Genomic DNA, 12534 nt, shown 5'->3' on the forward strand with positions numbered 1-12534 from the left:
GCACCGAGCAACAGTGTAAAACCATAACCATTCACTTTGAAAGGTTAATTATTCCGTTAATTTGAAATTAGCACAGGAGAAGATGAAAGAACATGAGAATATTAGAGAAAGATTATTCACAGCGGCAAAGCTGCCAGCCGGCGGTGGTTCAAGAAACAACCATATAAGAGTGGCCAAACGACCAAAATAGCCAAAGGCGGTAGTTATTCAATCCTGGCGAGATGCCAAAACGAAGAGTTATGCAACAAAAGAAAGAAGGGAGGCACAATCACTCAATACAAACAGGGCAGAACCTAAGTTCTGCCCTGAGCAAGAAAACCAAGTACCCGCATGGCTTTACTGATCTGTTACCCAGCGGTCAGCAGCAGAGGTATCGGTCTCACGAGCATCGACCCAGCGAGACTCTTCGGGTGTCTGCTCTTTTTTCCAGAACGGGGCACGTGTTTTCAGGTAGTCCATAATAAACTCACACGCCTGAAAAGCTGCGCCACGATGGGCACTCGACACGCCGACAAAGACAATCTGATCACCCAGTTCCAAATCACCGACCCGGTGAATAACCCGAGTTTGCAGCAATGGCCAACGCTCACGGGCTTGCTCGACGATCTCTTCCAACGATTTTTCCGTCATCCCCGGATAGTGCTCTAGAGACAAGCCAGTGACACTATCGCCCTGATTAAAATCTCGTACCTTACCGATAAAAGTCACAACAGCACCGGCATCAGTGCCTTCGGCAAGCTTGGCATACTCATCAGCAACCGAGAAATCTTCAAACTGAACAGAGATCATAATTAGCCTCCGGTAACCGGCGGGAAGAAGGCAATCTCATCCCCATCCTTGATAACAGTATCTAACGGACAAATAGTCTGATTGACCGCGACCAGCAACTTGCCGGATTCCAATGCCAGTTGCCACTTGTCACCACGCTCACACAGATGAGTACGCAGTTCCTCAGCCGTTGTAAACCCGGCATCCATTTCAAGGCGATCAACGCCTACCAGCTCTTTTACCTGAGCGAAGAAAAGTACATTAATCATGCTTCTACCTTAAAGTGACCTGATTTACCGCCAGTTTTCTCAAGCAATCGGACCTGGCCGATAACCATATCTTTTTGCACAGCCTTGCACATATCATAAATGGTCAACGCAGCAACGGAAGCCGCGGTCAGCGCCTCCATCTCAACCCCGGTTTTGCCCGCCAGCTTACAGCAAGATTCGATACGTACCATATTCTCGGCTTCTATCGCTTCCAGCTGCACTTCGACTTTCGATAGCAGCAGCGGATGGCATAGCGGGATCAAATCCCATGTTTTTTTGGCCGCCTGAATACCGGCAATACGTGCCGTTGCGAACACATCGCCTTTATGATGCTTGCCGGAAACAATCAGAGCAAGCGTCTCCGGTGCCATATGGACAAACGCTTCCGCCCGGGCTTCACGCACGGTCTCCGTTTTGCCAGAGACATCGACCATATTGGCCTCACCGGAAGCATTGATATGAGTAAATTGGTTCATCGTATTATTTCCCTAGGTGAGGCATAAAATTGCACGGACGGTGGCTGGCATCCAGCTGTTCTTTGATAATTTTCGTCCAGCCGGTACGACAGGCACCTGTTGAGCCCGGCATAGCAAAGATAACGGTCTTATTGGCCATACCAGCAACGGCACGGGATTGGATTGTTGAAGTACCAATCTCCTGATAGGACACCATACGGAAAATCTCGCCAAATCCCTCGACCTGTTTATCAAATAGCGGGATCAACGCCTCTGGCGTATTATCTCTTGAGGTAAAGCCAGTTCCGCCAGTGATCAGTACCGCCTGTACCTTCTCATCAGCAATCCACTGAGAGACAATCGCACGGATCTGGTAAACATCATCGATTACGATTTTTTTATCGGCTAGTTTATGACCGGCTTCTTGCAGCGACTCTGCAAGGTACTGGCCAGAAGTATCATTGTGTTCGGTGCGCGTATCTGACACCGTCAATACAGCCACATGTGCTGGTTCAAACGCAGTTTCTGCATGACCCATTACAGTAATTCCCAAACTGAAGTAGTAGTAAGTTGAAATGTAGGCAGCCTGACCAGTATCCAATACTGATCAGGGCTCAATATCATCCGCCGATTGAGGCAAGGTGCGGCGTCATACCCGTATTACCGTCATCAAGAAAATGCCCAACGGCTTTTTGCTGCAACCCACTTTGGATACGATCGATCAAATCTGCTCGCTGAGTATCAGCTTCCAGCAAATCGCGTAAATCAACGCCATGATCGCCAAACAGGCAAAGGTGAAGTTTACCGTTGGCCGAAATGCGTAAACGGTTACAGCTTTGGCAGAAGTCTTTTTCATACGGCATGATAAGACCGATCTCGCCCTGGTAATCTGGGTGGCAAAAAACCTGAGCCGGCCCGTCATTGTTACTTCTTATTTTAAGAAGCCAACCATTCGCGATAAGGTGGTTGCGGATACTAACACCGGAAACATGATGATTCTTGAACAAGTTGTCCATTTCACCTGTTTGCATTAGCTCGATAAATCGAAGCTGGATTGGCCGTGTCTTAATCCAGTCGAGGAACTTAGGCAGCTCCTGTGAATTAAGATCTTTTAGGAGGACAGTATTGATTTTTACCTGTTCAAAACCAGCGTCAAACGCAGCATCGATACCTGCCATCACCTGATGGAACATATTTTCACCAGTGATCTGGTAAAACATCTTCGGGTCAAGACTGTCGACACTGACGTTGATGTGGGTCAGCCCGGCATCACGCCACTCAGCAACGTGCTTCGCCATACGATAGCCGTTAGTGGTGGTTGCTACTTTGCTGATACCTGGCTGGGAAGCCACTGTACCGATAATATCAGTAAAATCACGGCGCAGGCTTGGTTCACCACCTGTGATACGCACTTTCGTCGTACCACAGTCAGCAAACGCTCCTGTTACACGCTTGATCTCATCAAGCGTCAGAAAAGAAGGCTTCTTCCTTTCTGCAGGTTGATAGCCGTCTGGCAGGCAGTATGTACATCTGAAATTACAGACATCTGTCACTGAGAGTCGTAAGTAATAAAACTTACGATGAAAATTATCTTCAAATTGATTCGCCACGGAACACCTTTCCAAATACGGGAGGCCGATGCATTTCTTTGTCGACCCTGGTGACTACTCTGTCACTGGCTTCATTCACCTATTGTCATCCCCGAAAGGCTGCAACTTAGTGAATAAAGCTCGGAGTTATGGCTGCTGCACACATGATTATATCGCCTAGCGACATGTGCAGCGGCTTAATTATTATAACCTATCAGAGAAAGTGCTTTATTGACAAATCTCTGAAAAAAACGTGTTGCATTCTACCTTTCGTAAGAATTCACGACAATACTACTAAAGGGAAGATAGTAAAAAATTCTCATAAAAAGTGGGGGAATTATGTCCAACATTATTGAATCTGCGACTGTTGACGATATTGCACTCTATTTGCAGCGAGAAGAAGGACTGGATGCGAAGCGTGCCCATGAGCAGGCGATGCGTGTCATTGATGGCTTCAACGACATGATGGAAAAGGGGATCATTAAAGGCTGGTACTTCAACGAACAAAGCCATCTTGAGTTATTGCCTAGTGACAATGCACTGAAAATCATTGCGAATCAGAAATAATTCGCATAATGCACAGTGCAAATTGCAGTGAGATTCGCAATATGCAATTGCACGCATTAAATCAATTTTAAAGCACCACCGTACGGCCAAAATAGCGGTATAAAATTCCGGCATCACAATTGCATTGTCTAAGTTACCTGACAACTATAACGACAGTTGGAGCCGATTATGAAACAGTCTATACCGCTACTTTTTCAACAGCGCCATGTGTTACCCGGTGGGAGAATGCCAATACGTGTTGCCCCGGGTCCACAAATGGATGCATTCAAGGCTGCCCTAACCTCTGATATTGGCTTTGGTATCTGTATGTTTGACGAAGCCGAACATGGCCATCACTTCTTCCATATCGGAACTCGAGTAACTGTTGAAGATTTAGACACTTCAGCCTTGGATGGTTCACTGATTGTTACTGTTTACGGCCATGAAAACTTCCGAATCAACGCTCTGGAACAAGACGATAGCGGTGTCTTCTCCGGTGAATATGACATTATCCCACAGTGGCCGGAAGTCGAGATTCGCAACGACCAAATTGTTCTGGCAGACAAGCTCAAGCAGATGTTCAACAAGCACCCTGAACTCAACCAACTTAATTTAAATAAAGAATTCAACAATTTAAGCTGGCTATGTCAGCGCTGGCTAGAAATACTGCCTGTGCCTGCAAGCGAAAAGCAAGCGCTGCTTAACACGCCTAACTGCCAGGATACCTACGACTATCTGATGAGTATTATGCAAAAACCGCACTAGCCGCGTTTCATCCCAATACACTGTCGTTTTATGTGTGTTCGCCTCTCGTGCCCCGGTACGGGAGGTTTTTTATTGTCAAATTAGCACCATACGTGACTTATACTCCATCTCGTCCAGACCTATTTGTAATTCACATAGCGATTTGTATACACTGACCGTTCTATTTTGATAACAGATTTATGCAACTACGGCTATGACTACAACCAATATTGCTGATGCTAAAATTGTTGCCATTGGCGGCGGACACGGCCTTGGCAGGATCCTGTCTGCACTCTCTGACTATGGCTCTCAGGTTACAGGAATTGTAACAACAACCGACAATGGGGGCTCTACTGGCCGTATTCGAGCTTGCCAGGGAGGAATTGCATGGGGAGATACCCGAAACTGTATCAACCAACTCATTACCGAGCCCTCAGTAGGCTCAATGATCTTCGAATACCGGTTTCGAGGAAATGGTGAGTTAAGTGGTCATAATCTCGGTAACTTGATGCTTAAAGCTCTGGATAACCTCTCTATTCGTCCTCTAGAAGCTATCAACCTGATCCGTGACATGCTCAAAGTGAAAACCCATATCGTTCCTATGTCTGAGCACCCTGCCGATTTGGCAGCCATGATTCAAAGTGGCGAAATAATCAGCGGCGAAACCAGCGTTGATGAGTTACAGGAAGTGCCACAGCGACTCTATGTCGAACCAGCCGTTCCAGCCACAAAGGAAGCTGTCACCGCCATCGAGGAAGCAGATGTGATTTTACTGGGGCCGGGCAGCTTCTTAACCAGTGTCATGCCACCGCTATTACTCAAAGAAATAGAACTTGCTCTTAAGAACTGCAACGCCAACATCGTCTTTGTCACTAACCTAGATAAAGAAAATGGACCTGCCGGGATGATGTCCCTTGATGTGATGCTGCATTGGTGTGAAAGGGCAATGGGCGGACGCCAGGTTGATGGCGTCCTGTCGGATCAATACCGCTCTGAATTAGATCCGCGATATCACCAGGTGATTGAAGATCTGGCCTCGAGCAACCACGAATGGCGCCATGATCGGGAGAAATTAAAGCATGCGATTAATAAGCTCATCGTTGCTAGCTAACTGCTTGTATTCTATTGCCATCCCTTTGACCATCTGTGTGAATTCAGACAGGTGGTCATTCATCCACTGATCCTGACCTTGCTTAACCCGAGATTCACACTCTTGTGCCATTTCAGCTAGTTCATCAGCACCAAAACTTGCAGCGCTGCTTTTTATCGCATGACTAATTTCCCGGACCTGACTGATAGTAGGTTGATCTGATAACTGACGTAAGTACTGCTCCAGCTCGTCACTGAAGACGTTTAGCAACAATGTTACTGTGTCCTGACCAACTTCTTCAGATAAGCGTTTGATTGTAGATGCATTAATACTCATTGCCATTTATTTTATCTCCCTGTTACTACCTGCCGCTTCCTGCCAGGCCTGTAATTTTCTGTATATCGTCGATGGGCTGACTTCCAACAAACCCGCTGCTCGGGGAATATTTCCCTCACACGCATCAATCGCGGCCTGAATGGCGCGTTTCTCAACAACCCACAAGGGTTCAATTTGCGATTTATCGATGGAATGATTGTGAGAAACCCCATCACGAGCGTCCGCATCATTTTGCGGTTCAGCAGTTAGCTGAACAGTACGTGCAATTTCTGCGCCACCTCCACCAGATATAGGCGGAGGTACCATGTCCAGCGTGACCTCTTCACCGGTATTCAATACCACAATGTTTCGGATCACATTTTGCAGTTCACGGACATTCCCCTGCCAGCTATGGCGCTGAAACAGATTGATGACCTGAGGAGAGAAGCGGCTAAAGTTCTTGCCTTCTTCTACTGACATCAGAGCCAGTAAAGCATGAGCAATTTCAATGACATCCTCGCCACGATCCCTAAGCGGCGGCAAGGTGACGGGAATCACATGCAGGCGATAATACAAGTCTTCACGAAAACGCCCTTCCTGAACCTCAACCCATGGATTACGGTTAGTTGCACATACAAAGCGAACATCCACTGTACTCGTTTTGGATGAACCGACTTTCTGGTAGGTTCCGGTCTGGATAAAGCGCAGTAACTTGCTTTGCAAATCCAAATCCATTTCACAAAGCTCATCAAGAAACAGTGTCCCTTTGTTAGCAAGCTCAACGGCTCCCTGCCTTTCGGTCGAAGCTCCGGTAAACGCCCCTTTAACATGGCCAAACAGTTCGCTTTCTATGAGCTCTTTCGGAATCGCCGCACAGTTCAAAGCCACAAAAGGATGATCATTCCGCGGGCTTGCCGCATGCACTGCTTCTGCACAGACTTCCTTACCTGTGCCGCTTTCTCCGGTAATAAATACCGTTGCCTTACTAGAAGCCGCAGACTCAATCACTCGATACACAGCCTGCATTGGAAGGCTGTTACCAATAAACCCTTGGTACTGCGCCCCGCCCTGTTTGGACTTTTGGCGCTCTTTCGGTGCTTTATTCTCTTCTTTAAGCGCGTTGTTAACGGTGATCCGCAAACGGTCCGCTTCACACGGCTTGATCAAAAAATCCTGAGCACCATGGCGCATGGCTTCTACGGCCACGTCGATGGAACCATGTGCGGTCATGATCACCACCGGAATATTACCATGATCTCGTCGAACAGATTCCAGCACTTCCATGCCTGTCATGTCAGGCAGTCGAAGATCAAGCAATATTAAGTCAGGAGTAATATCTTTGACGAAGCTAAGTGCTTCCGTCCCGGTTCCAACAATACTGACCATTAACCCCAGGGGATTTAAGTAAGATTTGTATAAGGCCGCAACCGAGGCGGTATCTTCTACCATTAAAACTTGTCGCTGAGTTGACCTGCTGTCCATTGCCCCTCCAAAGCCTTTCTTCCTAAACTAATTGTAATCAATAGAAAAAAAACTGTTATGAGAAATTTCAAACTTTCTAAATTCCCATTATGAATCGCATATTGATTTGCAAAATGCAAATAACAACGCGATAGATAGAGAAAACGGTGACAAATTACTCGTTAAGCGTCGCAAAAAAGTCCAATTATCAAGGTCAAAAAAGTTGGCACGGAGTCTGCATTGATTACATTGACTCTTTCCTGAGAGTCAACCTAGCCAACTGACGTTGTTTGTGGAATTTTTTCACTAAAACAATGACGCCAACCGAATCTGTTCTCGGTTGGCTTTTTTTTTATGAAGGGGCGGGAGAAGCGCAAGAGCCTAACCAGGCCCTTGTGACGTTAGCTGTTTACAATGAACTGCTCTCGCATCGAGTGGATCTTATCGCGCAGCTCGGCGGCTTTCTCAAATTCCAGATTCTGCGCCAGGTCATACATTTCTGATTCCAACTGCTGAATTTCAATCTCCAACTGCTGCGGTGACATGGTCGTGTACGTACCTTTCTGTTCGGCAACCTGATGAAGCTGAGCCGCCTTATTTGGCCTGCTACGCTTACCCGGCTGACCTAATTCCATGATATCAGATACCGCTTTGTTAAGCGCCTTAGGAACAATGCCACGCTCTTCATTATAGGCTTGCTGCTTTTCCCGGCGGCGATTGGTTTCGTTCATGGCCCGCTCCATCGAACCCGTAATGCGATCAGCATACAATATTGCCTTACCTTCAAGGTTTCGGGCAGCACGTCCGATGGTCTGGATCAACGAGCGCTCCGAGCGAAGGAACCCCTCTTTATCGGCATCAAGAATCGCCACCAGAGAAACCTCAGGCATATCAAGGCCTTCTCGCAGCAAGTTTATCCCTACCAGTACATCAAACTCACCCAGACGCAGATCCCGGATGATCTCGACCCGCTCAACCGTATCAATATCCGAATGAAGATAGCGTACCCTAACACCATGCTCATCCAGGTACTCAGTCAGATCCTCTGCCATCCTCTTTGTCAGTGTCGTAACCAGAACCCGCTCGCCTTTGGCCTCGCGGATCCTAATCTCTGACAACAGGTCATCAACCTGGGTCGCTACCGGGCGAACTTCAATCTGCGGATCAAGCAGCCCTGTCGGGCGCACAACCTGCTCGGCAATATCACCGCCCGACTGCTCGATTTCATAGCTGCCCGGCGTTGCTGAAACGTAGAGGGTCTGCGGTGCCAGCGACTCAAACTCCTCAAACTTAAGCGGACGGTTGTCGAGGGCAGACGGCAATCGAAAGCCGTACTCGACAAGATTTTCCTTACGAGAGCGGTCACCGCGATACATGGCGCCAATTTGCGAGACGGTAACATGCGACTCATCAATGATAAGCAGGCCATCGGCTGGCAGGTAGTCAAACAATGTCGGAGGCGGCTCACCCTCAGCTCGTCCGCTGAGATAACGCGAGTAGTTTTCGATACCAGAACAAAAGCCCAACTCATTCATCATTTCAATATCAAACTGGGTACGCTGAGCTATGCGCTGCTCTTCCACGAGCTTGTTATTTTCTAAAAGCTGCTTTTTGCGAACCTCGAGCTCTACTTTGATTTTTTCTACCGCCTCAAGGATACGTTCACGCGGTGTGACATAGTGAGTCTTAGGATAAATGGTGCAGCGAGGCAGGTCTCGCTTTAGCACGGCTCCCGTCAGCGGATCAAATGCGCTGATGCAGTCCACCTCATCATCGAACAGTTCAATCCGTACAGCATCTTTTTCCGATTCAGCCGGAAAAATATCAATGACTTCCCCCCGGACGCGGAAGGTGCCTCGCTCAAAAGCGACATCATTACGCGTATATTGCAGTTCAGCCAGCCGACGGAGAATATCACGCTGATCCAGCATGTCACCACGGCGAACATGCAACATCATCTTAAGGTATGAATCCGGATCACCCAGGCCATAAATCGCAGAGACGGAAGCAATAATAATAACGTCACGTCGCTCCATCAGTGCCTTAGTTGCCGATAGGCGCATCTGCTCAATATGGGCATTCACCGACGCATCTTTCTCTATAAAGGTATCGGTCGTCGGAACATAGGCTTCCGGCTGGTAATAATCATAGTACGAAACAAAGTATTCCACGGCGTTATTCGGAAAGAACTCCTTCATTTCACCATAGAGCTGGGCCGCCAGGGTTTTATTAGGGGCAAGGATCAAGGTGGGCCGATCCGCTTCTGCTATAACATTGGCTACAGTAAAAGTCTTCCCCGAGCCCGTCACACCCAGCAATGTCTGGTGAGCAAGCCCCGCATCCAAGCCTTCCAGCAACTGGTTTATCGCTGTGGGCTGATCGCCGGAAGGAGAAAAGCGGGAAGATAAGTTAAACGTTTTGCTCATACTTGCGTTCCGTAGTAGAGAGGGGTTATGGGACATTTTGCTGTTATGGTAAGGCTTGTCAATAATCACTGTCAGTTCACCCCTTCTCTACTCCGCACGCTTGTCCGTTACTCACGTGCTGCTTGCTAGCATCGAGAAAAATCTTAAAAAAATTAAAATCAAGGATTGAACAATTTTAACCTTAGGCGTATTATCACCGCCCACGAACAAGAATGTCTTTGTTCAGCTATACTTCAGGCTGTTGATAGCAGGCCTATAAAATTCCTTAAAAACACTCTCCTCAAGAGCGATCATCCACAGCTTTTCCCACAATTGATTCAAATCAATTCACAAGCAACTGTATACTTGGCATTCTCTAAAGTATTTATTCTAATTGATTCATATATATTCTGCCGTAAATTCCTATATCGCTATAATACAACTATTTATTCTCTCTACGACCATGTTGTACAAAATATAACCACAGCGGTCTACCTATCGCCGTCGTGGCATTTTCCAAACATCCATCAACACACTTATCCACAGTTTCCGTGGATAACTCGCCTAACCCCTTGCCAAGTCTGGGCCGAACAAAATCAAGTGAATTTTAATCGCAATTTTAGAAATCAGTTTTGTGCAGTTATTATCGGTATTCACTCACCTCGACAAAAAAACGGCAAGCCGTAGCCTGCCGCTCTCTTATACCTAAAAGCTATCTAGCAGCTATGTGCCATCAGGAACTGAATATTCTGCTGCTCAGAATAATATAAAGGCTCGTTACCATAGCTAAAGAGCTTGAGATCTTTGCCGTTTGCACTGTGGTAACTAAGCTGGTCGTTATGTAAATGCAACCAGGTTCCTTCAGGAATACCGATAACGGGTTCGTGCTGGTTCACTTCCAGAAATTCCTGAATACGCTCATCTCGAGTTTCGCCATTATGACCTTCAACTTTCGCTTCCAGATAATGCGGATTGATTTGGAACGGTACCAAATTCAGTGACGGCAAGACGGCACCGGTAATAATTGGCATATCGTTGGTAGTCCGAATAGTCGGACAGGCAATATTCGTACCTGCGCTCCAGCCAATATAAGGAACACCACGGTCAAGCACGGCTTTGCGTATTGGACCGACAAGCCCCAAGTCATGCAGTGTCTTGTTCAGTACCCAGGTATTTCCGCCGCTAACCAAAATGCCATCTGCCGCCTTGAGTGCCGCAACAGGATCCTTGGCCTGATGAAGGCCTGTAACCTGGCAATCCAGCCCGAGAGCATCAAATGTCTGCTGAACCATGGCTACACGATCATCATGGCTTGAACGGATAACCGCATATGGGATCAGTACCCATTTTTTGGCGCCGGTTCGTTTAACCTGCTCGATAATAGCTTCACTGGCAAATCCCATGACATGTTCGTTACCGGCAATTTTGCCGTTGCTCAACATCAAAATATCCATCTCTAATCCCCTTACGAATACTTAATAACGGCCAGCACCAATACCACCAGCATACTGCTGAACATTGGTACCGATGTCCGCTTAATGACATCTATCGGCGTGATTTTCGCCATACCAGCCACTGTGATGATCACACCAGCAACCGGCGACATAGTTCGGCCAATACCGGCAGCAAACAAAATAGGCACAAGCGGCAACAGAGGATTTACGCCGAAGTTAGTCGCAATTTGCGGCACAATCGGAATGAACGCCATTACCGGTGCGTTTCCGGAACCTGTAATAAACGCCGTTAACAAAATAAACCCTGAGAATACAATCACTATGCCACTTGGGCCAAGGTCAAACGACTTGGCAGTATCAATCAGCGCGGTAATCGCACCGATATTTTTTAGGCCTGCAGAGAAGAACTCAGCCGCTATCATCAGCGTTAAAACACTGGCGAAAATCATTCCAGTCCCTTTAAGCCAGGCTTCGAAGTTATCGAAAGAGCGCTGAATTGAACGGAAACGGATCGCTTCAATCACCATGCAGATAGTAATGGTCGACATCATCGCAATTGGAATCGTCATAGTAATAGATTCCATCACCATACTTGAGAAGCCGAACAAAAAGACAAACGGCAGTACAGGCAGTAATGCGTAAAAGCCCGGCACCTTGTCATTATCGTCATGTTTTTTTTCGAGGGTTTCCAGGTATTTCCCGCGATCCTGGGCAGGTTCATAACCTTCTTTCTTATCGCAGTAGCGTTGCCAGGCAATGTTGGCAAACGGGATAACGGCCAGCAGCAGTACCTGGAAAAGAGTCTGGTGGTTTACTACAAAATCCATGATCTCAACATTGATGGCATTAGCACCAATCACCGCATTAATCTGCCCAGGCCCGTATTCCCATGCAGTGGGAATAACAATCGTGGCAACAGCGGTTTTGGCACTCACACCGGCATTACGGAGTACCGGATACAAGGTCCCCATCAGCAGCAAAGAGAGCGATGTTGCACCGGTAATAAACACATACATAATCGACACGAAGACAAGCACCAATGCCAGCAAGACATATGGGCTCTTCACCGCCATAACAGGGCGGGAAGTGGAACGAACCAGTGCCTGAGAGGCGCCAATATGATTCAGATATGTAGAGACACCTGCGATAGAAACCAGCGTCAAGCCCACTTTGCCTAACCGGCTATTGGTGATTTCGGTAAAGCGCTGCCATAAGTCAAAAAATAACGCGCCGTGAGTTTTCCCATCAGCCAGTACGGGAGAAATGTCAGAAAGCTGCGCGAATGCGAGTAACAATAAACCGGCTGTAATTAATGTTGCTTGCGGGTTGAATTTCTTCAGCATTGAATATGCGACCAAACCAACCACAGCAAGGGTGAATAAGTATTCCATAAGATCAAAATTCTCCAAAAAATTGCTCGGCAATACTGCCCAACAAC

Annotated in this window: 13 protein-coding genes and 1 riboswitch; of the genes, 3 read left to right on the forward strand and 10 right to left on the reverse strand. The window is 47.2% G+C overall.

The window, feature by feature from the left end; translation table 11 throughout:
• Nucleotides 1–336 precede the first annotated feature (336 nt).
• The 5 genes from moaE to moaA form a co-directional block, all read right to left on the reverse strand.
• On the reverse strand, nucleotides 337–789 hold the full coding sequence (moaE, locus tag BIT28_RS14140) for a molybdopterin synthase catalytic subunit MoaE (RefSeq protein ID WP_075764765.1): 453 nt from the start codon (nucleotides 787–789) through the stop codon (nucleotides 337–339).
• A gap of 2 nt (nucleotides 790–791) precedes the next feature.
• Nucleotides 792–1037 (reverse strand): molybdopterin synthase sulfur carrier subunit, encoded by a 246-nt coding sequence (gene moaD / locus BIT28_RS14145; RefSeq protein WP_075764767.1) that lies wholly within the window; start codon nucleotides 1035–1037, stop codon nucleotides 792–794.
• Nucleotides 1034–1513, reverse strand: a complete 480-nt coding sequence (gene moaC, locus BIT28_RS14150; protein ID WP_075764769.1) for a cyclic pyranopterin monophosphate synthase MoaC — start codon at nucleotides 1511–1513, stop codon at nucleotides 1034–1036. The genes moaD and moaC overlap by 4 nt, the downstream gene beginning before the upstream one ends.
• A gap of 4 nt (nucleotides 1514–1517) precedes the next feature.
• Nucleotides 1518–2030 carry a molybdenum cofactor biosynthesis protein B gene (gene moaB, locus BIT28_RS14155; protein ID WP_075764771.1) on the reverse strand — a complete coding sequence of 171 codons (513 nt, stop codon included), beginning with the start codon at nucleotides 2028–2030 and terminating at the stop codon, nucleotides 1518–1520.
• Between the two features lie 82 nt (nucleotides 2031–2112).
• On the reverse strand, nucleotides 2113–3102 hold the full coding sequence (gene moaA, locus BIT28_RS14160) for a GTP 3',8-cyclase MoaA (protein WP_075764928.1): 990 nt from the start codon (nucleotides 3100–3102) through the stop codon (nucleotides 2113–2115).
• A riboswitch (molybdenum cofactor riboswitch) is annotated at nucleotides 3091–3240 on the reverse strand. (Overlaps the previous gene by 12 nt.)
• Nucleotides 3241–3420: 180 nt before the next feature.
• Between moaA and BIT28_RS14165 the strand changes: the two genes are divergently transcribed.
• The 3 genes from BIT28_RS14165 (at nucleotide 3421) to yvcK (ending at nucleotide 5482) form a co-directional block, all read left to right on the forward strand.
• Entirely contained in the window at nucleotides 3421–3648 is a 228-nt protein-coding gene (locus BIT28_RS14165; protein WP_075764773.1) for a hypothetical protein, read from the forward strand.
• A gap of 168 nt (nucleotides 3649–3816) precedes the next feature.
• Nucleotides 3817–4392: an LON peptidase substrate-binding domain-containing protein gene (locus BIT28_RS14170; protein WP_075764775.1), complete on the forward strand. Its 576-nt coding sequence runs from the start codon at nucleotides 3817–3819 to the stop codon at nucleotides 4390–4392.
• A gap of 193 nt (nucleotides 4393–4585) precedes the next feature.
• Complete coding sequence (gene yvcK / locus BIT28_RS14175; protein WP_075764777.1) at nucleotides 4586–5482, forward strand: uridine diphosphate-N-acetylglucosamine-binding protein YvcK; 897 nt, start codon at nucleotides 4586–4588, stop codon at nucleotides 5480–5482.
• Here yvcK and BIT28_RS14180 read toward each other — a convergent pair.
• The 5 genes from BIT28_RS14180 to dcuC form a co-directional block, all read right to left on the reverse strand.
• Complete coding sequence (locus BIT28_RS14180; protein ID WP_075764779.1) at nucleotides 5444–5803, reverse strand: Hpt domain-containing protein; 360 nt, start codon at nucleotides 5801–5803, stop codon at nucleotides 5444–5446. The genes yvcK and BIT28_RS14180 overlap by 39 nt on opposite strands.
• The gene (gene luxO, locus BIT28_RS14185; RefSeq protein ID WP_075764781.1) at nucleotides 5804–7258 is read right to left on the reverse strand and encodes a quorum-sensing sigma-54 dependent transcriptional regulator LuxO; all 1455 of its coding nucleotides are present in this window, start codon (nucleotides 7256–7258) and stop codon (nucleotides 5804–5806) included.
• A 380-nt stretch (nucleotides 7259–7638) separates the two neighbouring features.
• Nucleotides 7639–9663: an excinuclease ABC subunit UvrB gene (gene uvrB / locus BIT28_RS14190; RefSeq protein ID WP_075764783.1), complete on the reverse strand. Its 2025-nt coding sequence runs from the start codon at nucleotides 9661–9663 to the stop codon at nucleotides 7639–7641.
• Nucleotides 9664–10358: 695 nt separating this feature from the next.
• Complete coding sequence (gene pepE / locus BIT28_RS14195; RefSeq protein ID WP_075764785.1) at nucleotides 10359–11096, reverse strand: dipeptidase PepE; 738 nt, start codon at nucleotides 11094–11096, stop codon at nucleotides 10359–10361.
• Nucleotides 11097–11107: 11 nt separating this feature from the next.
• Nucleotides 11108–12487 carry a C4-dicarboxylate transporter DcuC gene (dcuC, locus tag BIT28_RS14200; protein ID WP_075764787.1) on the reverse strand — a complete coding sequence of 460 codons (1380 nt, stop codon included), beginning with the start codon at nucleotides 12485–12487 and terminating at the stop codon, nucleotides 11108–11110.
• Nucleotides 12488–12534 lie beyond the last annotated feature (47 nt).

This window comes from Photobacterium proteolyticum (genome assembly GCF_001939735.1).
Classification (GTDB): Bacteria; Pseudomonadota; Gammaproteobacteria; order Enterobacterales; family Vibrionaceae; genus Photobacterium; species Photobacterium proteolyticum.

Excerpts from the sequence above, each read along its gene's own strand:
- luxO (WP_075764781.1), bottom strand. The coding sequence starts at position 7,258 with ATGGACAGCAGGTCAACTCAGCGACAAGTTTTAATGGTAGAAGATACC.
- BIT28_RS14165 (WP_075764773.1), top strand. The coding sequence starts at position 3,421 with ATGTCCAACATTATTGAATCTGCGACTGTTGACGATATTGCACTCTAT.
- dcuC (WP_075764787.1), bottom strand. The coding sequence starts at position 12,487 with ATGGAATACTTATTCACCCTTGCTGTGGTTGGTTTGGTCGCATATTCA.
- pepE (WP_075764785.1), bottom strand. The coding sequence starts at position 11,096 with ATGGATATTTTGATGTTGAGCAACGGCAAAATTGCCGGTAACGAACAT.
- moaB (WP_075764771.1), bottom strand. The coding sequence starts at position 2,030 with ATGGGTCATGCAGAAACTGCGTTTGAACCAGCACATGTGGCTGTATTG.
- moaE (WP_075764765.1), bottom strand. The coding sequence starts at position 789 with ATGATCTCTGTTCAGTTTGAAGATTTCTCGGTTGCTGATGAGTATGCC.
- moaC (WP_075764769.1), bottom strand. The coding sequence starts at position 1,513 with ATGAACCAATTTACTCATATCAATGCTTCCGGTGAGGCCAATATGGTC.
- yvcK (WP_075764777.1), top strand. The coding sequence starts at position 4,586 with ATGACTACAACCAATATTGCTGATGCTAAAATTGTTGCCATTGGCGGC.
- BIT28_RS14170 (WP_075764775.1), top strand. The coding sequence starts at position 3,817 with ATGAAACAGTCTATACCGCTACTTTTTCAACAGCGCCATGTGTTACCC.
- moaD (WP_075764767.1), bottom strand. The coding sequence starts at position 1,037 with ATGATTAATGTACTTTTCTTCGCTCAGGTAAAAGAGCTGGTAGGCGTT.
- uvrB (WP_075764783.1), bottom strand. The coding sequence starts at position 9,663 with ATGAGCAAAACGTTTAACTTATCTTCCCGCTTTTCTCCTTCCGGCGAT.
- BIT28_RS14180 (WP_075764779.1), bottom strand. The coding sequence starts at position 5,803 with ATGGCAATGAGTATTAATGCATCTACAATCAAACGCTTATCTGAAGAA.